25 protein-coding genes are annotated in these 25,958 nt (G+C 69.3%); 17 read left to right on the plus strand and 8 right to left on the minus strand.

Annotated elements, in window-relative coordinates; genetic code table 11:
- Positions 1-267: 267 nt before the first annotated feature.
- The gene (locus ON38_RS24155) at positions 268-687 is read left to right on the plus strand and encodes a hypothetical protein (RefSeq protein WP_039827244.1); all 420 of its coding nucleotides are present in this window, start codon (positions 268-270) and stop codon (positions 685-687) included.
- A gap of 263 nt (positions 688-950) precedes the next feature.
- Entirely contained in the window at positions 951-2,591 is a 1,641-nt protein-coding gene (gene abc-f / locus ON38_RS24160) for a ribosomal protection-like ABC-F family protein (RefSeq protein ID WP_039827245.1), read from the plus strand.
- A gap of 538 nt (positions 2,592-3,129) precedes the next feature.
- Here abc-f and ON38_RS24170 read toward each other — a convergent pair.
- Entirely contained in the window at positions 3,130-3,609 is a 480-nt protein-coding gene (locus ON38_RS24170; protein WP_039827249.1) for a Dps family protein, read from the minus strand.
- A gap of 181 nt (positions 3,610-3,790) precedes the next feature.
- On the opposite strand from ON38_RS24170, the gene ON38_RS24175 reads away from it, so the two are divergent.
- The gene (locus tag ON38_RS24175; RefSeq protein ID WP_030525395.1) at positions 3,791-4,381 is read left to right on the plus strand and encodes a type 1 glutamine amidotransferase domain-containing protein; all 591 of its coding nucleotides are present in this window, start codon (positions 3,791-3,793) and stop codon (positions 4,379-4,381) included.
- 141 nt (positions 4,382-4,522) lie between these two features.
- Here ON38_RS24175 and ON38_RS24180 read toward each other — a convergent pair whose 3' ends face one another.
- The 3 genes from ON38_RS24180 to ON38_RS24190 all read right to left on the minus strand — a co-directional run bounded on the left by ON38_RS24180 (position 4,523) and on the right by ON38_RS24190 (position 8,549).
- A complete protein-coding gene (locus ON38_RS24180) occupies positions 4,523-5,737 on the minus strand; it encodes an SfnB family sulfur acquisition oxidoreductase (RefSeq protein ID WP_039827251.1) in 1,215 nt (404 codons plus the stop codon).
- Positions 5,734-6,852: a dimethylsulfone monooxygenase SfnG gene (sfnG, locus tag ON38_RS24185; RefSeq protein WP_039827253.1), complete on the minus strand. Its 1,119-nt coding sequence runs from the start codon at positions 6,850-6,852 to the stop codon at positions 5,734-5,736. The genes ON38_RS24180 and sfnG overlap by 4 nt, the downstream gene beginning before the upstream one ends.
- 323 nt (positions 6,853-7,175) lie before the next feature.
- Entirely contained in the window at positions 7,176-8,549 is a 1,374-nt protein-coding gene (locus tag ON38_RS24190) for a styrene monooxygenase/indole monooxygenase family protein (protein ID WP_039827256.1), read from the minus strand.
- Between the two features lie 150 nt (positions 8,550-8,699).
- Between ON38_RS24190 and msrC the strand changes: the two genes are divergently transcribed.
- Positions 8,700-9,194, plus strand: coding sequence for a free L-methionine (R)-S-oxide reductase MsrC (msrC, locus tag ON38_RS24195; RefSeq protein WP_039827258.1), 495 nt, complete (start codon positions 8,700-8,702; stop codon positions 9,192-9,194).
- Positions 9,195-9,217: 23 nt separating this feature from the next.
- On the opposite strand, the gene ON38_RS24200 is transcribed toward msrC, so the two are convergent.
- Complete coding sequence (locus tag ON38_RS24200; protein ID WP_157181877.1) at positions 9,218-9,529, minus strand: helix-turn-helix domain-containing protein; 312 nt, start codon at positions 9,527-9,529, stop codon at positions 9,218-9,220.
- A 59-nt stretch (positions 9,530-9,588) separates the two neighbouring features.
- A complete protein-coding gene (locus ON38_RS24205; RefSeq protein WP_039827262.1) occupies positions 9,589-10,020 on the minus strand; it encodes a VOC family protein in 432 nt (143 codons plus the stop codon).
- 149 nt (positions 10,021-10,169) lie between these two features.
- Between ON38_RS24205 and ON38_RS24210 the strand changes: the two genes are divergently transcribed.
- Positions 10,170-11,144, plus strand: coding sequence for a GlxA family transcriptional regulator (locus ON38_RS24210; protein WP_051165117.1), 975 nt, complete (start codon positions 10,170-10,172; stop codon positions 11,142-11,144).
- A 57-nt stretch (positions 11,145-11,201) separates the two neighbouring features.
- Here ON38_RS24210 and ON38_RS24215 read toward each other — a convergent pair whose 3' ends face one another.
- Complete coding sequence (locus tag ON38_RS24215) at positions 11,202-12,632, minus strand: LLM class flavin-dependent oxidoreductase (RefSeq protein ID WP_039827266.1); 1,431 nt, start codon at positions 12,630-12,632, stop codon at positions 11,202-11,204.
- Positions 12,632-13,849 carry an acyl-CoA dehydrogenase family protein gene (locus tag ON38_RS24220; RefSeq protein ID WP_039827268.1) on the minus strand — a complete coding sequence of 406 codons (1,218 nt, stop codon included), beginning with the start codon at positions 13,847-13,849 and terminating at the stop codon, positions 12,632-12,634. Before ON38_RS24220 ends, ON38_RS24215 begins: the two co-directional genes overlap by 1 nt.
- Positions 13,850-14,040: 191 nt before the next feature.
- On the opposite strand from ON38_RS24220, the gene ON38_RS24225 reads away from it, so the two are divergent.
- The 12 genes from ON38_RS24225 (at position 14,041) to ON38_RS24280 (ending at position 25,919) form a co-directional block, all read left to right on the plus strand.
- Positions 14,041-15,186, plus strand: coding sequence for an LLM class flavin-dependent oxidoreductase (locus ON38_RS24225; RefSeq protein ID WP_039827270.1), 1,146 nt, complete (start codon positions 14,041-14,043; stop codon positions 15,184-15,186).
- 334 nt (positions 15,187-15,520) lie between these two features.
- Positions 15,521-16,261 carry a DUF981 family protein gene (locus ON38_RS24230; RefSeq protein ID WP_051165118.1) on the plus strand — a complete coding sequence of 247 codons (741 nt, stop codon included), beginning with the start codon at positions 15,521-15,523 and terminating at the stop codon, positions 16,259-16,261.
- Positions 16,262-16,462: 201 nt separating this feature from the next.
- Positions 16,463-17,077: a dihydrofolate reductase family protein gene (locus tag ON38_RS24235; RefSeq protein WP_039827271.1), complete on the plus strand. Its 615-nt coding sequence runs from the start codon at positions 16,463-16,465 to the stop codon at positions 17,075-17,077.
- A 190-nt stretch (positions 17,078-17,267) separates the two neighbouring features.
- Positions 17,268-17,834, plus strand: a complete 567-nt coding sequence (locus tag ON38_RS24240; RefSeq protein WP_218000828.1) for a hypothetical protein — start codon at positions 17,268-17,270, stop codon at positions 17,832-17,834.
- A gap of 157 nt (positions 17,835-17,991) precedes the next feature.
- Positions 17,992-18,657 (plus strand): GntR family transcriptional regulator, encoded by a 666-nt coding sequence (locus ON38_RS24245; RefSeq protein ID WP_051165120.1) that lies wholly within the window; start codon positions 17,992-17,994, stop codon positions 18,655-18,657.
- Positions 18,658-19,076: 419 nt separating this feature from the next.
- Positions 19,077-20,408 carry a nucleobase:cation symporter-2 family protein gene (locus tag ON38_RS24250; RefSeq protein WP_051165121.1) on the plus strand — a complete coding sequence of 444 codons (1,332 nt, stop codon included), beginning with the start codon at positions 19,077-19,079 and terminating at the stop codon, positions 20,406-20,408.
- A complete protein-coding gene (gene atzD, locus ON38_RS24255) occupies positions 20,405-21,463 on the plus strand; it encodes a cyanuric acid amidohydrolase (RefSeq protein ID WP_039827273.1) in 1,059 nt (352 codons plus the stop codon). The genes ON38_RS24250 and atzD overlap by 4 nt, the downstream gene beginning before the upstream one ends.
- Positions 21,460-22,773 (plus strand): cytosine permease, encoded by a 1,314-nt coding sequence (locus ON38_RS24260; RefSeq protein ID WP_083873052.1) that lies wholly within the window; start codon positions 21,460-21,462, stop codon positions 22,771-22,773. The genes atzD and ON38_RS24260 overlap by 4 nt, the downstream gene beginning before the upstream one ends.
- Positions 22,773-23,471: a biuret amidohydrolase gene (gene biuH / locus ON38_RS24265; protein ID WP_085995479.1), complete on the plus strand. Its 699-nt coding sequence runs from the start codon at positions 22,773-22,775 to the stop codon at positions 23,469-23,471. Before ON38_RS24260 ends, biuH begins: the two co-directional genes overlap by 1 nt.
- Entirely contained in the window at positions 23,468-24,124 is a 657-nt protein-coding gene (locus ON38_RS24270) for an alpha/beta fold hydrolase (protein WP_039827275.1), read from the plus strand. Before biuH ends, ON38_RS24270 begins: the two co-directional genes overlap by 4 nt.
- 383 nt (positions 24,125-24,507) lie before the next feature.
- A complete protein-coding gene (locus ON38_RS24275) occupies positions 24,508-25,098 on the plus strand; it encodes a hypothetical protein (RefSeq protein WP_039827276.1) in 591 nt (196 codons plus the stop codon).
- Positions 25,095-25,919, plus strand: a complete 825-nt coding sequence (locus ON38_RS24280; protein ID WP_039827277.1) for an alpha/beta fold hydrolase — start codon at positions 25,095-25,097, stop codon at positions 25,917-25,919. Before ON38_RS24275 ends, ON38_RS24280 begins: the two co-directional genes overlap by 4 nt.
- Positions 25,920-25,958 lie beyond the last annotated feature (39 nt).

The raw sequence follows: 25,958 nt of genomic DNA on the forward strand, positions 1-25,958 counted from the left end.
ATCTCGGCACGGGTGGCGCGCACGTGGGCAGCCTTCCTCTGTGGTGGTCGTGACCATGCCGGCTCGCACCGGCGGCGGGAGGGGCGGTTCACCGGGGACGGCAGGCCACCGGGCGGGTACCGACCGGTCACGGTCGCAGCACGATCGCGACTCATCGCCTACGCCCCGGACCCGCGCCGCCCACGCGGCCATTGCCGCCCACCTGCGGTGATAGCTACGATCAATCGAATCGCACAGCTGGGGGACTCGACAGAACGGAAGGGAACCATGAGGCCACAAGCACGTAGCCGGGGCCCCCGACTTCTCGGTGCGATCGTCGGAGCCGTCGCCCTCTTCTTCGCGGTCGCCGCGCCGGCGGCCGCGCTCCCGTGGACCCCGGCGACACCCGTCGCCGGCCCGAATCCCCAGGTGGAACTGAACAGTTACTGCGAGGAGCCCGGTGAGGTCGGGCATCTCGCCGACGGCACCACGGTCTACTGCTCCGCCATCTCGGACTCCGATGCCTTCGCGTGGTCGTACTACTCCGAGCCGCTACCGGTGGAACCGGACAATCACCCCTACACCTGCGACACCAACAGTTGCGAGTACGAGGACGGATCCACCGTGCCGGGCCATCGGTGCGGGATACAGTGCGCCGAACCGCCCACTACCGGCGATCTGGCGCCCCACCTCGCGGCGCGCGCCTGAACCGGCTCCCATTCCGTCCGCATCCGATCGGCCGGTCGGCGTGATCCCATCCGGCTGCCTGAGCGCGGACTGCTATCGTGAAAGGACTCCTCGACCACAGAGAGATCGATCATGGTTGGTGAACTCGACATCTCCGGAGCCACCCGGCTCTGACGGCCACCGGTTGGGCGCATCGGGCGCCGCCGTAGTGGCCGTTTCGTCGTTCACTTTTCCTTCTTCGGGGCCGCGTCTCGCGCCCGAACGACAATCGAGGTCTCTCCCAGATGTCCGAATCCTTCATCGTCTGTTCGAACCTGTCCTTCTCCTGGCCGGACGACACCGCTGTCTTCGCCGACCTGTCCTTCAGCGTGCCCGGCGGCCGCACCGGTCTGGTCGCGCCCAACGGTGCGGGTAAGAGCACGCTGCTCCGTTTGATCGCGGGTGAGCTGAAACCGGGTGCCGGCAGTGTGTCGGTCGACGGCGTACTCGGCTACCTCCCGCAGACCCTGCCGCTCACCGGTGAGATGACGGTCGCCGAAACACTGGGTATCGCACCGGTCCTGGCCGCGTTGCACGCGGTGGAGTCCGGTGACACCGCCGAGGAGCATTTCACCACCATCGGCACCGACTGGGATATCGAGGAACGCACCCGCGCCCAGCTGGAACGCCTCGGGCTCGGCGACTTGACCCTGACCCGGCGGCTGCGCACCCTCAGCGGTGGTCAGGTGGTGTCGCTGGGTCTGGCGGCCCAGTTGCTGCGCCGGCCGGATGTGCTGCTGCTCGACGAGCCGACGAACAACCTCGATCTCGAAGCCCGGCATCGGCTCTACGATCTGCTGGCCGATTGGAAAGGCTGCCTGCTGCTGGTGAGCCACGATCGGGCGCTGCTGGACCGCATGGACCGGATCGCCGAACTACACGCCGGTGAGATCCGCTTCTACGGTGGCGATTTCACCGAGTACGAGGAGTCGGTGCGCGCCGAGCGCGAGGTCGCGGAGAAGAACATCCGCAATGCCGAACAGGAGGTCAAACGCGAGAAACGGGAACTGCAGCAGGCCCGGGAGCGTGCCGCGCGGCGGGCGAGCAATGCGGCCCGCAACCTCGGTAACGCGGGGCTGCCGAAGATCTTCGCCGGCACCATGAAACGCAATGCCCAGGAGTCGGCCGGGCGCGCGCACGAAACCCACACCGCCCGGGTCGACGCTGCGAAGAACCGACTCGACCTGGCCGAGCGCGCTCTGCGCCCGGAGCAGCGCATCACACTGCAGCTACCGGACACCGATGTCCCGGCCGGGCGGACCGTGTTCACCGGCGAGCGGATCCGCTACCGCTTCGGCGACCGGGAGGTCTTCGCCGGCGACGGCGTGGACCTGACGATCCGCGGACCCGAACGGATCGCGCTGACCGGGCCCAACGGGGCGGGCAAATCCACGCTGCTGCGGATTCTGCACGGCGATCTGACGCCGGAAAGCGGTTCGGTCACCCGGGCGGAGGGCCGGGTCGCGTATCTGTCGCAGCGGCTGGATCTGCTCGACCTCGACCACACCGTCGCCGAGAACCTGGCCGCGTTCGCCCCGAACCTGCCCACGCCGCAGCGGCTGAATCTGCTGGCGCGCTTCCTGTTCCGGGGTTCCCGGGTGGATCTTCCGGTGGGCGCGCTCTCCGGCGGTGAACGGCTGCGCGCGACTCTGGCCTGCGTACTGTTCGCGGAGTCGGCACCCCAATTGCTGTTGCTGGACGAGCCGACCAACAACCTCGACCTGGTCAGTGTCGGACAGCTCGAGAGCGCGCTCGACGCCTACCGCGGCGCGTTCGTGGTAGTCAGCCACGACGAGCGGTTCCTCGCCGAGATCGGGGTGCAGCGCCGGTTGCGGCTGGCCGACGGCCTGCTGCGTGAGGTCGCCGAACCAGCGGCCGGCGAGTGAGCACGGCGCTCCCGCGCGGCGATCGCCACGCCCGCGCGGGAGCCCGTTATCACACGATGTGGTCGAGGTGGTCGAGCCCGCCGGTGTCCACGGCCACCCAGCGTCGTCGGGGCTCCGCGGTGACACCGTAAGGGAATCAGCCGGGTATCGGTCGCATCGCCTTCCCCAGCGATGCGACCGAGGCGGTCACCGCGGGATTCGGTGAGTTACCCGGCGGCGCCGGATGCGGCACACCTGGCGGCGGTCCGTCGTAGGGGTCAGCCGGAACGGTGCGGTATCACCGACGAGATATCGCGCCGGTTCGTTCGGTCGCCATGGCGCGCCGCGGGGCGCCGTCCGGGCCGGTACACGGCCCCGATGAGGCCGGGCCGGCCGCCGGGCACCGGTCCGATGTGCCGGCCGGTGCCGACGATCCGCAGAACCGAACCACACAGTCCTGCTCGTGCTACCGCCCGGTCGGGGTGCGACCGGGCGGTATTCCGGTACTCCCGACCGACTCGGGTGTGTGGGCCGCCGGGACGCGGGAGCGGTACGACGATCAGGCGGTGGAGAGCTGGGCCTGCCACATCCAGTGCAGCTGTTCGAGCCGGGCCGCGATCGCGATGAACAGGTCCTGGGTCACCGGGTCCGCCTTCTCGGTGATCTCGATGCGCTCACGCAGCCGGCCGATGACCTTGTTCAGGTTCTTGACGATGGCATCGATGACATCGGTGTCCTGCTGCCAGCCGTCGGGGAACTCGAGACCGCCGGCTTCCTTGGCGACAGTGGCGGCGCGGCCGTCCGGGCTGACTCCGATGGAGGTCGCGCGTTCGGCGGCGTCGTCGGTGAACTCACGGGCCGCGGTCACCAGTTCGTCCAGAGCGAGGTGGACGGAACGGAAATTGCGCCCGAGGACGTTCCAGTGCGCCTGTTTGGCGATCAGCGACAGATCGATGAGGTCGACCACAGTGGCGCGCAGGGCCTCACCGGTGACGTGCTGCTGTTCCGGGTCGAGGGTGCTCTTGATGGGGACGTTCATCGTCGAATGCCTTTCTTCTCGTTCGCCGGACAGGGGCCGACTACCCGGTCGCGTGCGGTCGAATCAGCGACCGCCCGGGTGTGCGCGATCCCACTGGACTGGATCGGGGCCACGTTTCACCGCGGCGGACCCGGGTAGGTCGCGGGGCAGACCGCAATCCGCGTACACGGAAGGAGCAGGTATGGGCCGGCAGCACAATCTGACAGGACGACGAGTCGCTGTTCTCGCCGCCGACGGGGTGGAGCAGGTGGAGCTCGTACAGCCGCGGTCCGCGGTCGAGGACGCCGGTGCGAGCACCGCCTTGCTGTCGCTGAAGCCGGGGCAGATCCAGGCCATGAACCACGATGTGGAGAAGGGCGACACCTTCGAGGTGGACCGGGTCGTCGGCGAATGCAGTCCCGACGAATTCGACGCCCTGATTTTGCCGGGTGGCACCACCAACCCGGACAAACTTCGGCAGGACGAGTCGGCGGTGGCCTTCGTCCGGAATTTCTTCGCCACCGGTAAACCGGTCGGCGTCATCTGCCACGGCCCGTGGACGCTGGTGGAGGCGGATGTGGTGCGAGGCCGGACACTCACCTCTTATCCCAGCGTGCGGACCGATATCCGCAACGCCGGGGGCAATGTCGTCGACGAGGAAGTGGTGAACGACCGCGGCCTGGTGTCCAGCCGCAACCCCGGCGACCTGCCCGCGTTCTGCGCGAAGATCGTGGAGGAGTTCGCCGAGGGCAAACACCCGGTGCATCCGGAGGGCGCGACGGCGTCCCGCTGACGGCCCCGGCACTGCCGGACGCGTCGCGGTAGCACCGCCGCCGCTCCCTTCCCGGCCGGACGAGAACGGGGCCGACCCACTTCGGCCACCGTCGCCCCGGCCCGGCGAGGGAGCACTTCCCGCCGGGCCGGTTCGTCCGGCTCAGATCACCCCGTGCAGCGGCGGCGGACTACCGTGTAATAGGGCCCGGCCGAGGTGCTGGTATTTCCAGCGGACCGGGTCGTGCAGGGTGTGGGTCCGGGCATTGCGCCAGAAATGGTGCAGGTTGAGGTCGTCGGCCGCGCTGCGGGTACCGCCCACCTCGAACAGGGCGCTGGACACCTCGGTGGCCGCGCGGTCGGCCAGGATCTTGGCCGTGGCGACGGCCAGCGAGGCCTCGGCGACCCGTTCCGGCGCACCCAGTGCGGCGTCCACCGCCGTACCGGCGGCCGCCAGCCCGGCCTCGGCCGCGCCGACCGCGACAGCCAGCTCCCCGAACCGCTGGATGAGCAGCGGATCGTCAATCGCCCGGCTCACCTGCGCCTCGAACCAGGGCCGGCTCTTGTCCCGGGCGAATCCGGCGGCCGCGGTGAGCGCACCGCGGGCGATACCGGCGTCGATCGCCGCGTGCAGCAGCTGCGCGGAGGCGCCGTAGGCGGTGGGCCGGTCCACGGCGGCGGTCCGGGCCACCAGCTGATCGCGGTCGACCACCACGTTCTCGAACGACACCGTGCCGCTGCCGGTGGTGCGCTGACCGAATCCGTTCCAGTCGTCGACGATCCGCACGCCCGGAGTGTCGGCGGGCAGGAAGGCGACATACTGGCCGGCCGGCAGCCCCGTGGAAGCCTCCGGATCGTCCAACCTGGCCAGCACGGCCAGGAAGTCGGCGAACAGTGAGCCGGTGCAGTAGTACTTGACGCCGTCGATCCGGAACCGCTGCTCACCCGCGAGCGGGCGCACGGTGGTGGCGATATCGGCGACGGTCGCGCCGCCGCGTTCGGACTGGGCGTTCGCGATCTGGGCGCCGTCCAGGACAGCACCCAGATAGCGACGCCGCTGGTCGGCGGATCCGGCGATTTTCAACAGATTGACATATACGAAGTGGCTGTGCGGTATCTGGGCGATATTCGGATCGGCGACCGCGAGCAGCCGCACCACTTCCGCGAGCTCGCCGGGCGGCAGATCGGCGCCGCCCAGATCCGCGGGCACGGTCACCGCCAGCAGCCCGGCGGCGGCGAGTTTGCGCACTTCGGCGAAGGGCAGGGCGCGTTCCCGGTCGCGGTCGGCGGCACCCACCGCGAATTCGGCCGCCAATTCCGCGGCGACGGCGCGCGCCTGCTCGGCCGAGGCGATCCGGGCGGCCCCGACGGCGGTCATCGCCCCGCCACCGCGGCGGGACGCCGCGCGGCCTCCAGTTCCCGCACCAGCGGCAGCACCTTGGCCCCGAAGTACTCGATCTCCTCCTGGAAGTGCAGGAATCCGCCCAGGATCAGATCCACGCCCAGTTCGCGGTAGGCGACGATTCGCTCGGCGATCTGTTCGGGCGTCCCGATCAGCTTGGTCCGGAAGCCGTCGTTGTACTGGACCAGATCCTCGAAACTCGAATCCGCCCACATCCCTTTGCCGTCCCGGGTGGAGGCGCCGGCCTGCTGCACGGCGTCCCGGAAGCCCTCGACCGCGGGCTTGTTGGCCTTGTCGATGATCTCGCGGAGGGTGTCGTGTGCCTCGCGCTCGGTATCGCGGGCGATGATGAATCCGTTCAGGCCGAACTTCACTTCGCGGTCGTGCGCGCGGGCCACCGTCCGCAGATCGTCGAGTTGTTCGGTGACGCCGTCGAAATCCTTACCATTGGAGAAGTACCAGTCCGCGTAGCGGCCGCCGTTGCGGCGGGCCGCGCTGGAGTTACCGCCCTGGAACAGTTCGGGGTTCGGGCGTTCGGGCGTGTTGAGTGGTTTGGGCTTGAGGGTGAAATCGCGGATGCGGTAGAAATCGCCGCCGTAGTTCACGTTGTCCTCGGTCCAGATCTTGCGTATCACTTCCAGGAATTCCGCGCTGCGCCGGTAGCGCTCGTCGTGTTCGAGCCACGGTTCACCGAGCGCGGTGAACTCGCCGGCGAACCAGCCCGAAACCACATTGATGGCGAATCGTCCGCCGGACAGATGGTCGGCGGTGGCACCGAATTTGGCGAGGACGGCGGGATGCCACAGGCCGGGATGGACCGCGGCGATCACCTTCAGCCGTTCGGTGGCGCCGAGCAGCGCCAGGCTGAACGAAGTGGATTCGTGCTGGTATTCGGCGCCGTAGGAGGCGGTGTAGCGGACCTGGGAGAGCGCGTAGTCGAAACCGTTGCGTTCGGCGGTCTGCGCGAGTTTCTTGTTGTACTCGAAATCCCAGCCGGTGCGCTGTTCGATATCACTGGTCACCAGACCGCCGCTGACGTTGGGGACCCAGTAGGCGAACCGGATCTGGTCGGTGATCTTCTCGGTACTCATCGAGCCTCCCTCGAGCTGGTGTACGCGGTCCGCGGAGGCCGCAGCGAAAACGGAGGTTTCGCGTCCTCGCTGCTCGCCGTCGGCATCGGTCGTCTGGACGCCGGGAACGACGATCCCGCCCGGCGCGAGTCCAGTTCACCAGCGCGCTTGTGCAGGGACGAGGTTTTGAATCGCCGGGAACCTATCCCCAGGTGACCCGAGCCGACCGGGGGCGGCTCCGTGGATCCGCACCCGAGTACCGGCGACCCGTGTCCGGTACTCGGGCTCGCAGCCGGTGGCCCGGCGGCCGCCGGGCCACCGAGTCACCGGGGTCCGGCGGCGGGTCAGGCAGTGGTGGCGGCTCCGTGGTACTGCGACCTGCTGAACCGCCCGGCGGGCTGGAACCGGCCCAGCACCGCGGCCGCGTCCTCCCCTGTCACCTGGGCGATGAGCTGGTGCGCGTCCGCCACCGAATTCACCGGCCGCGCCGCTTGCGGACGGTGCAGTGTGCCCACGAGCGCCGACGCGAAGCGGGGGTCGGCCGCCGCCGCGCTGAAGAACTGGCCGCCGATCTCGGCGAACTCGGGGTCGCTGAGGAACAGCCGGGTGACCTTGGCGGCGTCCTCGGCGCGGGCATCCAGGAATGCCTCGTACTGCGCGGTGATCCAGGCGTCGTCGAAGGCGCCGTCGTGCGTGGCCGCCGCGGCGACCAGGCGCTGTGCCTGGATGAGCCCGCTCTGCGCGCCCTGCCCGGCGATCGGGTCGTAGGCCACGGCGGTATCGCCCAGCGCCGCTACCGCATGCCCGCCCGCGGTATGCCCGACCCCACGCCGGAACAGCGGCCGCACCGCACCCTTGAGCCAGGAGTACGGGTCCTCGGTGAGCACCTTCGTGGCGAGTACCTCCGGCAGGTCCCAGTCGAGGTAGTCGCGGTAGAGGTCGGTCACGATGCGATGCGCCGATTCCGCCGAGTCGGCGGCCGCGAACCGCTTCTCCCAGTCGCCGCCCGGCCGCGCCCAGCCCAGGAACGCCCAGGTCGGCCCGGCGTCCTTGTGCAGGTACGGCCCCCACCAGGCCTCGCCTTCCTCGGCGACGATGGAGAAACCGCTGCGGCCGCCACCGGCCGGGCTGCGGTGGGCGAATACCGACTCGTCGTGCGGGAGCCCGGTCACGGTGACGGTGAGCAGGCTGCGCTGGGGCGCGTCGTAGACGGTGCGGGTCTCGTCCACCTCGAACAGCTGGGACAGCCCGCCCCGGCCGGTCGCGACCAGGGTGAGATCGTTGTCGGCGGCGATGGGGTCGAGCCGTTCGGGGGTCACCTGGTCGACGACGAACCGGCCCCCGCGTTCCAGGAAGGTGGTGAGCCGTTCATCGGCCTTGAGCCGGGTGTCGACGGCGAGACCGTGGAAACCGTCGAACGCGCCGTCGAAGGCGATCAGCTCCTCGCCGCCGCCGGCGACACGGACCGTGAGGCCGCTGTGCAGCGGTGCGCGGTCGAGGTAGGTGGGCAGCCCGAGCGCCGCTTCGGCGGCCTGGGCCTCCCCGAAGATCAGCGCGGTACCGGTGGCCGGCACCTTGTCGCGCAGATCGCGCCGACCCTTGTCGCTGTAGACGGTGACCGTGAAGCCGGCGTCGAGCAGGCCGAGCGCCGCGGTCACGCCGGTCTGGCCGGCGCCGATCACGGCGGCCTTACGGTGGGAGGTGTGCTGTGTTGTCATAGCGCCATGGTCACGATCACGGCGGCCGGGCTGCACTATTACACTCACCGCGAATTGATGCCGAACCGCACCGCACCGCAGCATTTTTCGTGACATCATCGACGGTTTCCGGGAATCCGGGCCGGCCGGGGTCGCTCTACCATCCGGTGCATGACCTTCGACCTCGACCCGCCGACCGGCGACCGTGCCGAGGGGTATCGGCAGCTCACCGCACAGGCCGCCGCCCTACTGTCCGGCGAAACCGACCGGATCGCGAACGCCGCCAATCTGAGCGCGCTGATCTACCACAGCCTGGGCGAGGTGAACTGGGCCGGTTTCTACTTCTACGACGGCCGTGAACTCGTCGTCGGACCCTTCCAGGGCAAGCCGGCCTGTGTCCGGATCGCGCTCGGCGCGGGTGTGTGCGGCACCGCCGCACACACCCGCCGTACCCAACTGGTCCCCGATGTCCACGCCTATCCCGGCCATATCGCCTGCGACGCCGACAGCCGGTCGGAGATCGTGGTGCCGCTGATCGGGGGCGACGGTGGGCTGATCGGCGTGCTCGACCTCGACAGTCCGCGCGCCGCGCGGTTCGACGAGACCGACCGGCGCGGACTCGAATCGATCGCCGAGGTCTTCGTCCGGTCGCTGTCCGGGCGCTGAGCGGCGCTACGCCGGCGGTGGTCCTACCGCCGGATCCGCTCCGGTGCCCGGCGGTGCAGGCGCCGGCGGCGCGGCGTTGCGCCCTCGGCTTCCTGACGCACCTGCGCGACGAGGTGGTCGGGGACGAACGAAGCGATGTCGTACCGCGAGCCGATCACCAGTTTGCGCAGGACGGACGCCAATTGCGCCTCGGTGGTACGCACCGAGGTGCCCCGGCGGGCCGCGATCGCCCGGTCGGTCCAGCCCGCGGCGGCGAACAGCGCGACCGTACGCTCGGCCCCGGTCAGCTCGCTCCACTGTTCCCGGCCGGCGGTAGGCCCGGGTGCCGCGCCCACGCGACAATCGCAGGCGCCCAGTGCCGCCGGGCGGGCACGGAGGTCGTGCAGCGCCGGCATCACAGCGGAGCCGTGAGCTCGAGATGGATCCCGTCGGGGTCGTCGAACGACAGGATCGCGATGCCGAACTGGTCCATCTCGATGACCTCGCCGTGCTCGATACCCGCGGCCGCCAGTCGTTCGGCCGCGGTGACGAGGTCCTGCCGGGAGTCCACGCCGAAGCTCAGATGGTCCAGGCCGACCCGCTCGGAGTCGAACGTATCTCCCGCGGGGGCCACCGGGCGCAGGCCCAGCAGCAGGGCGCCGGCCTGGAAGACGCAGCCGCCGTAGAGCCGGTGCGGATCGGTGCGCACCTCCGGGTCGTCGGGGCGTCCGGGGGATTCGGCGACGATATCGAACCCGAGCACATCACGGTAGAAGTCGCGGGACCGATCGATGTCGGTCACCGTGAGGCGGATGTGGTGGGGGCCACGGGTGGCGAGGACGGGCATGTGCACTCCGGAGTGGGTGTCGCGCTGGACGTCGAGGGGGTGAGCAAACCGACCGGCTGGACCGGTGCGGTCTCTTCATCGCGCAAGCGTAGGACCGATTCATCCCGAACAGCAGTGTCGGAAACGACATTTTTCGTACTATTCCCGACATGGACGTAATCATCTTCGTCGTGGACGGTGTCGCCGATTTCGGGTTCACCGCTCTGCTCGAAACCTTCGCCACGGCGAACGCGGTGCGCGCGAATCTGGACGCGCCACCGGAGCCGTGGCAGGTCCGGGTCGCCGCGCTGGGCACCGAGATCCGTTCCGGCCATGGTCACACGGTGCCCACGGTCCCGTTCCGCGAACTCACCGATGCCCCTGACCTGTTCCTGGTACCCGCGGTCAGCACGCTCGGCGCCGAGGCCCTGATCGAGCTGGTCTCCGCTCCCGAGAACGCCCCCGTGCTCGATCGGATCCGCGATATCCATGTCACCGGCGCCCGCTTCGGCGCCGCCTGTACGGGCACCTTCCTGCTGGCCGAGGCCGGAGTGCTGAACGGGCGCCGGGCGACCACCAGTTGGTGGCTGGGCCCGAGCTTCCGGCGGCGCTACCCGGAGGTGGAGTTGGACGAGAGCGCGACGCTGTGCCGGAGCGACCGGGTGATCACGGCGGGCGCCGCGCTGTCGCATCTGGATCTGGCGCTGTCGTTCGTGCACGCGCGCAGTCCCGCGCTCGCCGACATCGTCGGCCGGTACCTGGCCGACGGAAACCGCCGCACCCAGGCGAACTTCGCCGTCCCCGAGGTGATCGCCGCCGGCAATTCGCTCACCTCCGGTTTCGAGCGGTGGGTCCGCGAACACATCGGCGAGGGTTTCCGGATCTCGCGGGCCGCCGCCGAACTCGGCGTCACCGAACGCAGCCTGCAACGCGCCACCCAGGCCGAACTGGGCAGATCACCGCGCGATTTCGTGGACGACATCCGGCTCGAGCGCGCCGCGCACCTACTGCGCACGACGCCGCTGACGGTGGACACCGTAGCGGCGAAGGTCGGCTATCTGAACGGCGGTACGCTGCGCAGCCTCGTCCGGCGGCGCCGCGGTATGTCCATGGCCGAGTTCCGGGCGGCCGGGCCGGCGTGGTGACCCTGCCCCGGCAAACCCGGATCGCGGTCGCCCGAGACCGGCCGACAGCACACGTGACTAGGGGATCAGCTCCCCGGACACAGTGCGCGATACGTCATCCGGAAGCGCGGTGGAACCGGGCCCGCCCAGCCGGTAGCGCGCTCCCCGATGCTCGGGCGGGAGCCGGTCTCCCCGTTCGAACAAGGCGTTGCGCAGGGTACCCGGCACGTACTCGGCCGGATAGACGCCGCGTTCGGTCAGCACCGGGATCACATACCGGACGATGTCCTCGAACGTTCCGGGCGTGACGGCGTAGGCGAGATTGAACCCGTCCACGTCGGTATCGTCCACCCATTCCTGCAGCCGGTCGGCCACCGTCGCGCCGGAGCCGACGAACACCGGCCCGATCCCGCCGATTCCGGCCCAGCGCCCGATATCGCGGACCGTCCATTCCCGGCCGTCGTCGTCGAACTCCTGGAACGCCGCCACCGCCGAACGGATCGCGTTGCTCTCCACCTCGCCGATGGGATCGTCGAGGTCGTAGCGGGACAGGTCGATTCCCATCCAGCCCGACATGAACACCAGTCCGCCCTCGACACTGGCGTAGGACAGGTACTCCTCGTGTTTGCGGTGCGCGGCCTCGTCGGTGGCATCGGTGACGATGGTGGCCAGCGCGTAGATCCGGGCGGCGTGGCGGTCCCGGCCCGCCGCCTCGAGCGCCGCCCGGATACCGGACACCGTCTGCGCGAGTACTCGTTTCGACGGTGCGGCGACGAAGATCGCCTCGGCGTTCTCGGCGGCGAAGCGCACCCCGCGCGGCGAGGCGCCCGCCTGGAAGATCACCGGCGTCCGCTGCGGCGACGGCTCGGAAAGGTGCACGCCGGGGACCGTGTAGTGCCGTCCGGAGTGGCCGATATGGTGCACCTTCGCCGGGTCGACGTAGATATTTCGTTCCCGGTCGCGGACGACCGCGTCGTCCTCCCAGGACCCCTCCCACAGCTTGTAGAGCACTTCCAGGTATTCGTCTGCCTGGTCGTAGCGGTCGTCGTGATCGAGCTGATCGTCTGCCCCGAAATTCCGCGCGGCCGAGGGCAGATATCCCGTGACGACATTCCACCCGATCCGGCCGCGGGTCAGATGGTCCAGCGTGGACAACCGGCGGGCGAACGGATACGGATGCTCGAATCCGGTGCCGGTGGTGATCCCGAAGCCGAGATGTTCGGTCACCGCCGCCATCGCCGAGACCAGCAGCAGTGGGTCGGCCACCGGGATCTGCGCGCCGTTGCGCAGCGCCGCGCGATCGTCGCCGCCGTAGACGTCGTAGGTGCCGAGCACATCGGCGATGAACAGACCGTCGAACCGCCCGCGCTCCAGCAGCGCGGCCAGCTCGGTCCAGTAGCTCAGTTCCTTGTACCGGTGTGATTGATCGTCGGGATGCCGCCACAGTCCGGGAGACTGGTGGGCGACACAGTTCATATCGAAGGCGTTGAAGCGGATCCGCCGGGCCATCACACCGCCCCGTCCACCGGCTTGCGCTCCCCCGCGCTCCACGCGAACGGCAGCTGGGTGCCGTTCAGCAGGTGGTCACCGATGGCCCGGGCCTTCTGGATGGCCGGGTTGTGCACCGAGATGGTGCGCGCATTGCGCCAGTGGCGGTCCAGCCGCAGCCCCTCCGAGGTGATGGACGCTCCGCCCACCTCGAACAGCTGGGTCGTGGCGGCCAGCACGGTATCGATCACACCGAGCTGGGCCTGGGCCGCCGCCAGTTCGGCGTCGATCAGACCCTGTTCCTCGGTGGCGCCGGCGGCGAGCACCTCGTCGAGTACGTCGGCGACCGCCAGCACACTGGCGCGGGCCCCGAACGCCGCTGCCGACAACCGGCCGATCACCTGCTGCACCAGCGGATCGTGGCGGGGCAGGTCGGCCGCGGAATGGGTGTAGCCGCGGCGCCGCGCGGCCACCCATTCGCGGGTGTCGCGTTCGGCCCGCTGCGCGATCCCGGCCAGCACCGCGAGCTGGAACAGCTGCAGGTAGGAGGTCGAATAGGTGGCCCCGGCGTCCCCGTAGCCCGGGCCCAGAATACGGTCCGGCGCAATGGCGACGTCGGTGAACTCGGTGGTACCGCTGGCGGTCAGCCGCTGCCCGAAACCGTCCCAGTCGTCGTGCTGTCGCACCCCCTCGGCCTCGGCGTCCGCCAGCACACTGACCCGTTCGCCCTCGCGGTCCGCGGCGACCAGGATGTGGTCGGCGTACAGCGATCCGGTGCTGTAGTACTTGGTCCCGTTGAGCACCCAGCCGTCCCCGGACCGCGTCAGCCGGGTCCGGTACCGGTCCACCGCGCCCACGCCGGGTTCGGTGATCGCATTCCCGACCAGCGTCCCCTGCGTGATCTTGCGCAACCACTCGTCGCGCGCCGGACCCGCCTCGGCGAGCAACTGGTCCTCCACGAACACGAAATGCACGCGCAGCGCCTGCGGCAGGTTCGACTCGGCGGCGGCCAGTTCGATCAGCTGCCGGAACAGCTGGCGCACGCTCGCGCCGTACCCGCCGTATTCGACCGGCACCCGCAGCGCGCCGAACCGGGCCGCGCGCAATCGGCGCACTTCGTCGTGGGCGAGCCGGCGGTCGATCTCGCGCTCGACCGCGCCCGCCGCGATATCGGCGTAGATCGGCGCGAATACCGCGTCCAGATCGGTATCGGAGACAGGTTGTGCGGTGGAAGTCATCACTCCACGATCACCGACCCCGCACTTCCCCTCACCGGTTACACGCAGCCGGATCGAAACACTCGCGGCAAAAAATCCCGCCGATTCCAACCGGTGACACCGCGCCCGTGGTCGGTCAGGATCACAGATCGGCCCGGCGAGGAGCTCGGCCACCGCACTGTCCGCTCCAGAGCCCCTCGAGGAGATTTCCGGTGAGTCTGTCGTTCCACTGGTTCCTACCCACCTACGGCGATTCCCGCGGCCTGATGGCCGGCGGCCACGGCACGTCCATGTCCGGCGACCGTCCCGCCTCGCTCCGCTACCTGAACCAGATCGCCGGCGCCGCCGAGGAGAACGGCTTCGAGGCGGTACTCACCCCGACCGGCGCCTGGTGCGAAGACGCCTGGCTGGCCACCGCCATGCTGGTGGAGACCACCGAGACCCTGAAATTCCTGGTCGCCTTCCGTCCCGGCCTGGTGAGCCCGACCCTGGCCGCGCAGATGGCCGGCACCTATCAGCGGCATTCCCGGGGCCGGCTGCTGCTGAACGTGGTCACCGGCGGTGAACCGCACGAACAGCAGGCGTTCGGCGATTTCCTGGACAAGGAGCAGCGCTACGAGCGCACCGGCGAATTCCTGCACATCGTGCGCGAACTGTGGGAGTCGCGGGAGCCGATCAGCTTCGAGGGCAAACACCTCCAGGTGCGCGATGCCCTGCTCAACAACCACCCCGACCCGGTCCCCCCGGTGTTCTTCGGCGGCTCCTCCGCCGCCGCGGGCCCGGTCGCCGCGCAATACGCCGACACCTACCTGACCTGGGGTGAACCGCTGGTCGCGGTCGGCAAGAAACTGGACTGGATCCGCGGCCTGGCCGCCGAGCGCAATCGCACCCTCGACTACGGCATCCGCCTGCACGTCATCACCCGCGACACCTCCGAGGCCGCCTGGGCCGAAGCCGACCGGCTGCTGCAGGGCATCGATCCGGCCGATATCGAGCGCGTACAAGCCAATCTCGCGCGGAGCGAATCCGAGGGCCAGCGCCGCATGCTCGAACTGCACGGCGGCCGCACCGACCGTCTGGAGATCGCCCCCAACCTGTGGGCGGGCGTCGGCCTCGTCCGCGGCGGGGCGGGCACCGCGCTGGTCGGCTCGCACGAAGAGGTCGCCGAACGGCTCGTCGAGTACTCGCGGCTGGGTCTCACCCACTTCATCCTGTCCGGCTACCCGCACGTCGAGGAGGCGTACTGGTTCGGCGAGGGCGTGCTGCCGATCCTGGAGAGGAAGGGCCTGTGGCGCCGGCCGGTCGACCGGCCCGTCGCGGCCACCGGCACCCCGTTCGCCACCGCCTCCACCAGCTGAGTCCTCGCCTCGCCGAGGCACATCCATCACCCCGCGCGCGGAGAACGCGGCTACCCCGGGCACTACTCACGGGCTCTCCACAGGTGCGCGGGCAACCTGGGCTGGATACACCGACACTCGATCCGGGGACCCGGCCGAACCGGAATTGTGGTGGCGCCACACAGCGCGTTGCCAGGACCGCCTCCACGCCGCGAAATCGACCGGATGCACGGACCCGCCGGCTTCCGCGGACCCGGCCCGAGGAAACAACCGTGTACGACTACTCGATACCGCTGTCGCATGAATCGACGAGCTACCGAGGAGCAATTGACAGTGCGGAAGGCTCACTCTACGATTGGCCGACTCCGAGCAGCTGTTCGAGCGCTGGTCGGGCTCAGGAGCGGTGATGATCACATATACGACCCTCATGGGTGTTGCGGCCGGTCTCGGCATGATCCTGCTCTGCACGCTGGGATATCACCTGTACAAGCAGGAAGATCTACCGACCTTGGATGGCTGGGCGTTTTCGTTCGCCGCCCTCGGCGCGATCCTGACCGTACTCGGCGGTCATATGACCCTCACCTGGCCGCTGCAATCACCGGAGCGCTTCAAGAATTTCATGTTCGGCGAACCGCTCCTGCTGTTCGGGGTGCTCTTGATCACCGGCGCGGTCTTCCTTCGGCGTAACGGGAAGGCGCTTCTGGCACTGCGCCGAAACGACGACGGCAACAATGAATTCGGCTCCTACTTGCTCGCCGTTCTGCGGCCGGTCGTGTGGATCGTATTCGCCATGGGCCTGGTGCTCGCGGCCTGTACCATCGCCGCTTTCCGATACGACGTCTTCGCGACGGCCCCGCAGCAGGAGCCGTTTTTCGGCACGGGCCCGATGAAAGGTTTTCTCAGCGTGGCTCTCTGCCTGTTGTACGCATTACCGGCGGTGGCCTGCCTGCTGGTTCCCTTGGTCTTCTACACCCGTAATCGGCCGGTCATGGCGGTCAGTGGGATCACCTTGTTCGTCTCCGGCGCGGGCTGGCTCGCCACAGCGGTCCTTGTCTACTACACCCATATCGGGATGGATTTCAATTTCCGCTCCTAGACCTCGGACCGGGCTTTGCGATCGGTGGCGCTCCTGGTCGGCGGATTGGAAGCGGATCGAACGCCCCACTCGAACCCTCCCAACCCCTCTCGTCCATCTGATGCCGACCCTCGGTCAAAATTCTGCGGCAGGCGGCCGATGAGTTCGGGGTACTGCGCCCGTCTACCTTTCGATATCGCCCGACTCGAAAGGATCACTCCAATGGCAAAGGTCGTCTCCACGCTGTTCATCTCGGTCGACGGCGTGGCCGAAATCGATGCCGCGTGGCACTACCCGTACTTCGACGAGAATATGGGCCGCGCCGTCAGCGAGGACTATGACACCGCCAACGTACTGCTGATCGGTCGGGAGACCTACGACAGCTTCGCCGGGGCATGGCCCGATCGCGAGGCGGCGGGTGGCGACGACGCGCCATTCGCGAAACAACTCGGGGACACGCGCAAGGTTGTGGTCTCGCGTCAGCCGCTGGAGTTCTCCTGGCGCAACTCCGAGCTGATCGAGGGCGATCTTCTCGATGCCGTGGCCGCACTCAAAGCCGATACCGGCATCACAGGCATACTCATCCCCGGCTCGATCTCCGTGGTGCAGCAGCTACTCGCCGCGGGGCTGGTCGATGAGCTGCGCCTCCTGGTGCACCCGGTGGCGGCACGTAAGGGCAGCAAGCTGTTCGACGACGGTGCCGTGCCCTACCACCTGAAGGTGACGGCGACGGAGAGGTTCCCGACGGGCGTGATTCGCGTCATCTACTCGCCGACCGAGGCACCCGGCACGGTGGGCTACGACGACGTCAAGGGCGAGGTTCCCGGCCGGGATTAGCCGCCTTCCGGCTCGGTCATCCGCAGGTGGCCCGGGCAGCGGTGCGGTCCGGGTTCCCGGACGAATTCATCTCTCGGCGAGAGCTCTCCGGGGCCGATAACCCTGCTCGGATGAATTCCGCGTATCCAAGACTCCCAATCCCTGTCATGCGCAGGCTATTCTCGATTCTCTCCCGATAAGGAGGGGTGCCGTGAGTGACACACACGTCCGGACAGAACCGGCTCCCACCCATCGCTCGGTGCTGGGGTACTGGCCCCTCGCACTGGGGATGACGGCTGCCATATTCCAGATCGCGACCGGCGTCGCCGCCGAGGGGGTGGCCATTACAGTCGCCGTGGCGGCCAGCTGCTACTTGGTCGGCGCCGCATTCGGCCGCCCGTGGACCGCCTGGGCGGCGATTCTGGGCAGCTCGATGGTGGTGGTCCTCAGCGAGATGGTCGGAATCCGATGGTGGATGGGACTTGCTGCTTACGCGGCGCTGCTTGTCGTGGTCGGTATCCTCCGTAAGGTTCCGGCTCCTGTGCTCACCGCCGAGAGCCTTGCCATGGCCGGATTCGGCGGCGTAGCGCTGGTTGCCGTGCTGGTGTCACCACGCGTGGGCGCGGCCCTGGCCGGTATCGCATTGGCCGCCCACGCCCTGTGGGACTACCGCCATTGGCGCCGCAACGACGTGGTGCCCCGGTCCTTGGCAGAGTTCTGCATGGTGCTGGATGTCCCATTCGGGGTCGCGGCCGTAATTGTCGCCTTCACCGGATAGTCGTGCTGGGGCATTCAGGCATCGACGGTCGGGAATTCGCGTGTCGGCTGGAGGATCGGTCGCTTGCTTGTGACGGTGACATTCGACGTCGCTCGAGCAATGTGCCCGGCTCGGGCATTGACTCGATGAACCGAACGTCACGATTACCCTCACCACCGTGACCACCTCCGAACCCACCCCCCGGACCGCCCCCGGCACCGCCGTCGCGGACGCCGTCCGCGAGGACATCCTCGCCGGCCGGCTCTCCCCCGGCGACCGGTTGCGCGAAGTGGACCTGGCCGAGCGCTTCGGGGTATCCCGTGTCCCGGTCCGCGAGGCGCTGTCGCAGTTGCAGAGCGAGGGCTTCGTGACACTGGTGCGGTATCGCGGGGCCACCGTATCCGCGCCGTCGGGATCGGCGGCGCGGGAGCTGGTGCAGATCCGGCGGGGGCTCGAGGTGCTGGCCGCGCAGCTGGCGGCGCGATCCCGGGGCGGGCCGGTGGCGGCAGAGCTCGAACGAGTGGTGGAGCTGGGCCGGTCGGCGGATCTGAGCCACGCGCACGAGGAGCTGCCGCCGCTGATCCTGCGGTTCCACACCCTGGTCGCCGAGGCGTCGGGAAATCAGCAGTTGCGGGCCATGCTGGAGCAGATTCTGGAGCGGGTGTCCTGGATCTTCGGGCAGCGGCTGGAGAGCCGGAACCATATCTCGTGGAGTGACCACGCGGCCATCGCGCAGGCGATCCTCAACGGGTCGCCGGTGCAGGCGGGGTATCTGATGGACGAGCACATCGCGCGGGACGAGGAGCTGCTGGCCGATATGGACGCCGAGGCGACCGCGGACTGAGGCAGCGGACCGTGTTCCCCGCGCCCGGTGCAGTATCGGACGGCAGGGCGTAGGCGGTGGCATAGCGAGAACTCGATCGACTCGTGGCCGGCGAGTACAGGGCCTGCGACTGGGCTCGGAGCCTCGCACGGACGGCCGGCAGGTACCTCGGCACCGCGTCGCCGAGCACTCGGCGCGGAGCACCACAGTCGCTCGGACCGCGATTTCGCCCGGGACCGCCGGGGCCGGTTCCGAGAGCGCGCGAGCATTCCGACATCCAGACCGATCGGTACGAACGACAAGGTTTGTATACAAGAATTCCCTACCTGTCACGCGATCTTGCATAGTTCACAACCCTGGAACCTCGAGCAACACCACGGAAACAGTATTTGTATACAAATTCTGGTGTTGCTTATTTCTTCTGCCCGAGGCCAGGTCCCATGTCCACAGACGCTGCCCCGACCCAGTCGCCGCCGCTGGCTCCCCCCGCTCGCCTTCCCTTCTGGCGCACAACACTGTTCGGCATCCAGCACGTGCTGGTCATGTACACCGGCTGCGTCGCGGTCCCGCTGGTTTTCGGCGCGGCCCTGGGGCTCGACACCTCCACCATCGCGACCCTGGTGAACGCCGACCTGCTGGTCGCCGGAGTCATCACGCTCGTCCAGGCGCTCGGTATCGGGAAGCTGCTCGGGGCGCGGATGCCGGTGGTGGCGGGAGCCTCGTTCACCGCGGTGACGCCGATGATCCTGATCGGCGAGGAGTACGGGCTGTCCGCCGTGTACGGCGCCATGATCGCGGCCGGCGTCTTCGGCATGCTGGTCGCGATCCCGTTCTCCAAGCTGGTCCGGTACTTCCCGCCGATGGTGCGGGGCGCGGCGGTCACCATGATCGGGCTGTCGCTGATCGGCAAGGCCGTATCCATGACCTTCGGCGGCGAACCGGCGGGTGGCGCGCCGCTGGCGCTGGCGCTCGGGGTGGTCGTGATGATCGTCGTGCTGATGCGGTACGGGCGGGGTCTCGTCGCGCAGTCCGCGGTCCTGATCGCGCTGGTGCTGGGCACGATCGCGGCGGCCGCGCTATCGCTCACCGATTTCAGCGCTGTCGGCAGCGCGGCCTGGTTCGGTCTGCCGGATCCGTTCCTGTTCGGCACCCCCACCTTCCCGATCGCCGGAATCATCTCGATGTGCCTGGTGATGCTGGTGATCTTCACCGAATCCACCGCCTACCTCATGGCCACCGCCGACCATCTCGGCCGCCCGCTGGAACCGCACCGGCTCGCCCGCGCCCTGGGCGCCGACGGCGCCTCGGCGGTGCTGGGCGGTTTCCTGACCTCGTTCCCGGACACGATCTTCGCGCAGAACGTGAGCCTGGTCCGGATGACCGGGGTGTCGAGCCGCCGGGCGGTCGCCGTCGCGGGCGGTCTGCTGGTGGCGCTCGGGCTGGTCCCGAAGATGGGCGAGGTGGTCGCCAACCTGCCGGGTGCGGTGATCGGTTCGGTCAGTCTGGTCATGTTCGCCACCGTCGCCGGGGTCGGCATCGCCACGCTGGCCCGGGTCGACTATTCGCGCAACGACAACCTGCTCGTGGTGTCGCTGGCCATGGGTATCGGCATGATCCCGGTCGTCGCGCCGGAAGTTTACGAAGGACTCCCCTCCTCGGTTCGGATCATCGCCGGTGGCGCGATCACCAGCACGGTCATCGTGGCGTTCGTCCTCAACCTCGTCTTCAACCACCTCACCCCCGCCCGCGCCCCGAAGGAGACCGCCGCATGACCGGCATCGCCCTGCTCACCGTGCCCACTACAGATCCCGGCGACACCCGGCCCCTCGAGGTATTGACCGAGAGTGGTTTCCGCACCGGCGATCTCGTCTCGGTGATCGGCAAAACCGAGGGCAACGGCTGCGTCAACGATTTCAGCCGCACCCTGGCCACCGCCGTCTGGGAGCCACGGATACCGGAGGCCGCGGTCACCGTGTTCTCCGGCGGCACGGAGGGGGTGCTCAGCCCGCACGTGAACATGTTCGTCCGCGACGAGCACCGCCACGGCGGGTTCGATCGCGGCCTGGTCGCGGCGGCCCGCCGCAGCCGGGTGCTGGATCCCGGGGAGATCGGCCGGGTGGAACAGGTCGATACAGTCACCGACACGGTGGGCAAACTGCTCGCCGAACTCGGTATCACCCCCGCCGATGTGCATCTGGTGCTGGTGAAATGCCCGCTGCTCACCTCGGGCAAGATCACCGCGCTGCACGCCGCGGGCCGGACTCCGGTCGCCACCGACACCTACGCGTCGATGGGCTGGTCGCGGGCGGCGAGTTCGCTGGGTATCGCGGTGGCACTGGGGGAATGCGACCGGGAGACCGCGCTGCGGGCCCTGGCCGGCGCGGCCGATGTCTGGTCGGCCCGGGCCTCCGCCAGCGCGGGCGCCGAACTCGACGACTGCCATGTGCTGGTGGTCGCCGAGAGCCCCACCGCGGCCAACCCGTTGCGCGCGCTGCACGGCCATATGGCCGACGCGATCGATCTCGCCTCGGTCCAGCGGCTGCTCGCCCAGGTCGCGGCGGTCGGCGGCACGGTGCGGCAGATCTTCGCCAAGGCCGAAGCCGATCCGAGCGGTTCGGTCCGCGGGCTGCGCCACACCATGCTCACCGACTCCGATATCAATGCCACCCGGCATGCCCGCGGCGCCGTCGGCGGCCTGCTGTCGGCGCTCAAGGGCGATGGCGCGGTGTACGTCTCGGGTGGCGCCGAGCACCAGGGCCCGCCGGGCGGCGGCAGCCTCACCGTGATCTACGAACTCCCCACCCCTGAAGGGACCGATGCGCCATGAGCACGACGACGCTGACTCCACCCGAAAAGACCTGGGAGATAGAGGAGTTCGAGAACGTACCGGTACCCGCCGACCGGCGGCGCGGCCTGGGCTCGGTCTCCGCGGTCTGGTTCGGTTTCCCGATGGTGCTGACCTGTGCCATCTTCGGCGGACTGATCGTCTACTCACTGGGCTTCCGGCTCGGGTTGCTCGCCATCGCGGTGGGCAATATCTGCATGATGCTCTACGTCGGCGCGCTGAGCGTGCTCGCCGGGCGCACCGGTAAGAACTTCGCGCTCTCGGCCGCCGAAACCTTCGGCAAAGCGGGTGCTTTCCTTCCCTCGGCCTTCCTGGCGACCGTGGTGATCGGCTGGTTCGCCTTCCAGACCGGTATGGCCGGCGCGATCCTGCACGACACCCTCGGCTGGCACGAACAGTTCACCGCGCTCGCCGCCGGGCTCGGTTTCATCGCGGTGACCCTGCTGGGTATCCGCGCGCTGTCGGCGATCGGCATGATCGCGGCGCCGGTGTACATCGTGCTGGGACTGGTCGCGATCTGGCTCGCGGTCGCCGACTGCGGCTCCTCGCCCACTTCCTATCAGGGGCAGGCCGGCGCGGCGGCCATGAGTTTCGGAGCGGCGGTCACCCTGGTCATCGCCTCCTTCATCGACTCCGGCACCATGACCGCCGATTTCACCCGCTGGTCCCGCAACGGCCGCGAGGCCTTCCTCGCCGCGGCCTCGGCGTTCCCGGTGGGTAATTCGATCGCCCTGGTGATCGGCGGACTCGTCGTCGCCCTCGGCGGCAGCGCCGATCCCGCCACCGACGGCGGGAACTTTCTCGGACTCCTCGCCGACCACGGCGGGCTGCTGGTCCCGCTGGCCGTGGCATTCGTGTTCATCAACCTGGGTTCGGTCTGCGCGCACTGCCTCTACAACGGCGCGGTCGGCTGGAGCCAGCTCTCCGGCGGCCGGATGCGGCGGCTGACCCTCGTCCTGGGCGCGGTCGGCGTGCTGCTGGCGGTGGCGGGTATCTGGTCGTATTTCGAACAATGGCTCAACCTGCTGGGTGTGATCGTGCCGCCGATCGGCGCCGTGGTCATTCTCGATCAGCTGGCCCTGCCCCGGTTCGGGCTCGGCCCGCGCGACCGCCGCGCCCGCTGGCATCTGCCGGCGTTCACCGCCTGGGCCGGCGGCGCGGTCGCCGCCCTGCTCACCCATCGATTCGCCCCGTGGCTCTCGGACGCCGTCATCGGTTTCGCCGCCGCCGCCCTGATTCTCACCCTCGGCGCGGCCCTGACCGCGCGACGTGACAAGGAGCTCACCGCATGATCCCCGCCACCGTGGACGCCACCCCCTACACCTGGCCGTTCGACGGCCCGATCGACCCCGCCCGCACCGCGCTGCTGCTCATCGACTGGCAGACCGATTTCTGCGGTCCCGGCGGCTATGTCGATCAGATGGGCTACGACCTGTCCCTCACCCGGGCCGGCCTGGAACCCACCGCCCGGGTCCTGGCCGCCGCCCGCGAGCTCGGTCTCACGGTGATCCACACCCGCGAGGGTCACCGCCCCGATCTCGCCGATCTTCCCGCCAACAAGCGCTGGCGGTCCGCGCGGGTCGGTGCGGAGATCGGCAGTGTGGGCCCGTGCGGGCGGATCCTGGTGCGCGGTGAACCCGGATGGGAGATCGTGCCCGAGGTCGCGCCGATCCCCGGTGAACCGGTCGTCGACAAACCCGGCAAGGGCGCCTTCTACGCCACCGACCTCGACCTGCTGCTACGCGGCGCGGGAATCACCCACATCATCCTCACCGGTATCACCACCGATGTCTGCGTGCACACCACCATGCGCGAGGCCAACGACCGCGGCTACGAATGCCTGATCCTCTCCGACTGCACCGGGGCCACCGAACGCAGACACCACGAAGCGGCGCTGAGCATGGTCACCATGCAGGGCGGTATCTTCGGCGCGGTCGCCACCTCCGACCAGTTGCTGGCCGCGCTGGGGAAGCGACCCGTCACCGTATGAGAGTCGTGCTGATCCACGGCGTGGCCACCGACAGCCGGGTGTGGGCGGGCACCGTCGCCGCCCTCGGCCCGGCCGTCGAGGTCCACGCCCCCGACCGGCCGCAGTCGGGTGATATGGACACCGAGATCGCCGCCCTCGCGCCGCTGTGCGCGGGGGCGCTGGTGGTCGGGGTCAGCGGCGGTGCGACGCTGGGCCTGGAGCTGGCCGCCCGCGGGGTCGAATTCGCCGCGGCGCTGCTGCACGAACCGGCGGCCGGGTCGCTGGCGCCGGGCCTGCTCGACGAGGTGGCGCGGGCGTTCCGGCGGCGGGGCGTGGCCGGATTCGGCGGAGCTCTCTACGGGCCCGGCTGGACCCCGGAACTCACGACGGCCTCGCGCGAGACGGTCGCCGGAGAACTCGCGATGTTCCGCGCGTTCGAACCCCGGCCGGTGGGCCGATCGGCGGGCCGGATCACGCTGACCGTGGGCCGGAATTCGTCGCCGGCCCGGCACCGATCCGTTCACGACCTGGGCACGACCTTGGGTATCGAATGGCGGGTCCTCTCCGGCACCGGCCACGCGGCCCACCTGGAGATCCCCGGGCAGTTTGCACAGTGGGTCCGGCGGCGCCGCGGCGCCGACCTCGGCTCCTACTGCCTACCCCCGTTCCCGTGAACCGCAGCCGATGGAACCAAGGGTGTTCTCCGGCCGCGGCTGTCCGGACCGGCCGGCGGGGTCCGATCCCGTTTGTGCGCGCAGCACGAGAGCGGGCCGATGTTTCATGACGCCGGCCCATAGGCGACGCCACCGGGCCGTCCTACGATGGCAGTGCCAGGTCCGATCGGGCACGCAACGCGTTTCCTCGTTCGTGCGCCGGGAGTCCGGCACCGATCGGAAGTTCGAGATGCTGTGCGGTGGAGGAACACCGGGCCGGTGCATGCCCAACGGGCCGGCCGCCGATTCTCCCTCGAACCCCCGCCGGTTCATCCACACCGAATCCATCGCGAAAGTACGTCTCACGAAATGCTCGTTCAGCTGTTTCGCGCGCCCGGAAAAGGATGCTCGTCGGTCCACGGCTGCGCAGAAGTTTCCCGGACCGCCGTGCGGCGCACGCCGCGCATCATCCCGAGGGCGGTGTGATGGTGCGGCGGCCACAGCCCGGCTCGGGCGCATCGTGCCTGCCCACGGCCACCCAGTTGCTGTACGCGGTCGGCGGCCGGCGCGCCGAGGGCCCGGTGTGCAGCCTCGCGTCGGCGCTGTCGGACTCCTATCGGCTCGAAGCGGGACTGGCCGGCATCCGGCTGCAATCGCGCCGGCGGGCACTGATCGCCGAGATCGATGCCTGGAGTTCGCGGCATCTGCCCGCGCCCACCGCCGGTAGCCGCGTCTACGAGTGCACCCTCGGCGAGCTCATCGATGTGATCGCCGCCGGTGCCGCCCGCGCGTTCCATCTGCTGCGCCATGACGACCCGGCAGGCGACCTCATGCACGCGGAATGGACGCGCCTCGCGGAGCTGCAGCTCACCTACCGCGATCTGGTGCACGATATCGAGAGCGGCCGCTGCTGTCTCCCGGCCGAACAGCGCCTCCGCGTGGTGCACGCACAGATGCCGTATCGGCTACCCGTCGGAACGGGAGAGTCGCAATGAACGGGGTGGACCGGGATATCCCCACCGACCTGGGCACTCTCCGCGTCCGGGTCACCGGAACCGGCCCGGCGATGGTGCTGTGGCCGAGCCTGCTGATGGACCACGCGCTCTGGGACGGGCAGGTCGCGTACTTCTCCGGGCGGTTCACCACCGTCGCAATCGACCCGCCGGGACACGGTGCGAGCACACCCCTGCACCGGCCGTTCACCTTCGGCGACTGCGCACAAGCCCTGCTCCGGGTCCTCGACACGCTCGGAATCGACCGCGCGCACCTCATCGGTAATTCCTGGGGCGCGATGATCGGCACCACCTTCAGCGCGCTCTACCCCGAGCGCGTGCTGACCGCCGTACTCATGAACGGCACCGCCTCACCGGCCGGTACGCGTCAGCGTCTCGAATACGGCGCCCTGCTCGCCCTCGCCCGCGTGCTGCGCGGATTCCGGGGACCGCTCGTCCCCGCCGCGCTCTCCGCGTTCCTGGGACCGGAGACGATGCGGACCCGCCCGGACGTGGTCGAGCAGGTGCGGCGCACGGTGCGCGCCAACGAGGTCGGATCGGCCGCGCACGCGGTGCGCAGCGTGGTGGTCCGCCGTCCGGACCAGCGCGAACTCGCCGCGTCCATCCGCACGCCCACACTGGTCGTCGGGGGCCGCCAGGATGCGACCTTCCCGCCCGCCGAGGTCGAAGCGATGGCGCACGCCATCCCGGGTGCCGAGCTGTCGTTTCTGGAGGATGCCGCCCACCTGGTCGCTCTCGAAGTACCGGATGCGGTGAACGTCTTGATCGACGACTTCCTCCGGCGCCACGCTCCGCGCGGCTGAAGCCGGGCACCACCGCCGTGACCGGTCCGGCCCTTTCCG

The sequence above is a fragment of the Nocardia testacea NBRC 100365 genome, assembly GCF_000308775.1.
Classification (GTDB): Bacteria; Actinomycetota; Actinomycetes; order Mycobacteriales; family Mycobacteriaceae; genus Nocardia; species Nocardia testacea.

Coding starts and splice junctions, on each gene's coding strand:
- ON38_RS24155 (WP_039827244.1), top strand. CDS start 268: ATGAGGCCACAAGCACGTAGCCGGGGCCCCCGACTTCTCGGTGCGATC.
- abc-f (WP_039827245.1), top strand. CDS start 951: ATGTCCGAATCCTTCATCGTCTGTTCGAACCTGTCCTTCTCCTGGCCG.
- ON38_RS24170 (WP_039827249.1), bottom strand. CDS start 3,609: ATGAACGTCCCCATCAAGAGCACCCTCGACCCGGAACAGCAGCACGTC.
- ON38_RS24175 (WP_030525395.1), top strand. CDS start 3,791: ATGGGCCGGCAGCACAATCTGACAGGACGACGAGTCGCTGTTCTCGCC.
- ON38_RS24180 (WP_039827251.1), bottom strand. CDS start 5,737: ATGACCGCCGTCGGGGCCGCCCGGATCGCCTCGGCCGAGCAGGCGCGC.
- sfnG (WP_039827253.1), bottom strand. CDS start 6,852: ATGAGTACCGAGAAGATCACCGACCAGATCCGGTTCGCCTACTGGGTC.
- ON38_RS24190 (WP_039827256.1), bottom strand. CDS start 8,549: ATGACAACACAGCACACCTCCCACCGTAAGGCCGCCGTGATCGGCGCC.
- msrC (WP_039827258.1), top strand. CDS start 8,700: ATGACCTTCGACCTCGACCCGCCGACCGGCGACCGTGCCGAGGGGTAT.
- ON38_RS24205 (WP_039827262.1), bottom strand. CDS start 10,020: ATGCCCGTCCTCGCCACCCGTGGCCCCCACCACATCCGCCTCACGGTG.
- ON38_RS24210 (WP_051165117.1), top strand. CDS start 10,170: ATGGACGTAATCATCTTCGTCGTGGACGGTGTCGCCGATTTCGGGTTC.
- ON38_RS24215 (WP_039827266.1), bottom strand. CDS start 12,632: ATGGCCCGGCGGATCCGCTTCAACGCCTTCGATATGAACTGTGTCGCC.
- ON38_RS24220 (WP_039827268.1), bottom strand. CDS start 13,849: ATGACTTCCACCGCACAACCTGTCTCCGATACCGATCTGGACGCGGTA.
- ON38_RS24235 (WP_039827271.1), top strand. CDS start 16,463: ATGGCAAAGGTCGTCTCCACGCTGTTCATCTCGGTCGACGGCGTGGCC.
- ON38_RS24250 (WP_051165121.1), top strand. CDS start 19,077: ATGTCCACAGACGCTGCCCCGACCCAGTCGCCGCCGCTGGCTCCCCCC.
- atzD (WP_039827273.1), top strand. CDS start 20,405: ATGACCGGCATCGCCCTGCTCACCGTGCCCACTACAGATCCCGGCGAC.
- ON38_RS24260 (WP_083873052.1), top strand. CDS start 21,460: ATGAGCACGACGACGCTGACTCCACCCGAAAAGACCTGGGAGATAGAG.
- ON38_RS24270 (WP_039827275.1), top strand. CDS start 23,468: ATGAGAGTCGTGCTGATCCACGGCGTGGCCACCGACAGCCGGGTGTGG.
- ON38_RS24275 (WP_039827276.1), top strand. CDS start 24,508: ATGCTCGTCGGTCCACGGCTGCGCAGAAGTTTCCCGGACCGCCGTGCG.
- ON38_RS24280 (WP_039827277.1), top strand. CDS start 25,095: ATGAACGGGGTGGACCGGGATATCCCCACCGACCTGGGCACTCTCCGC.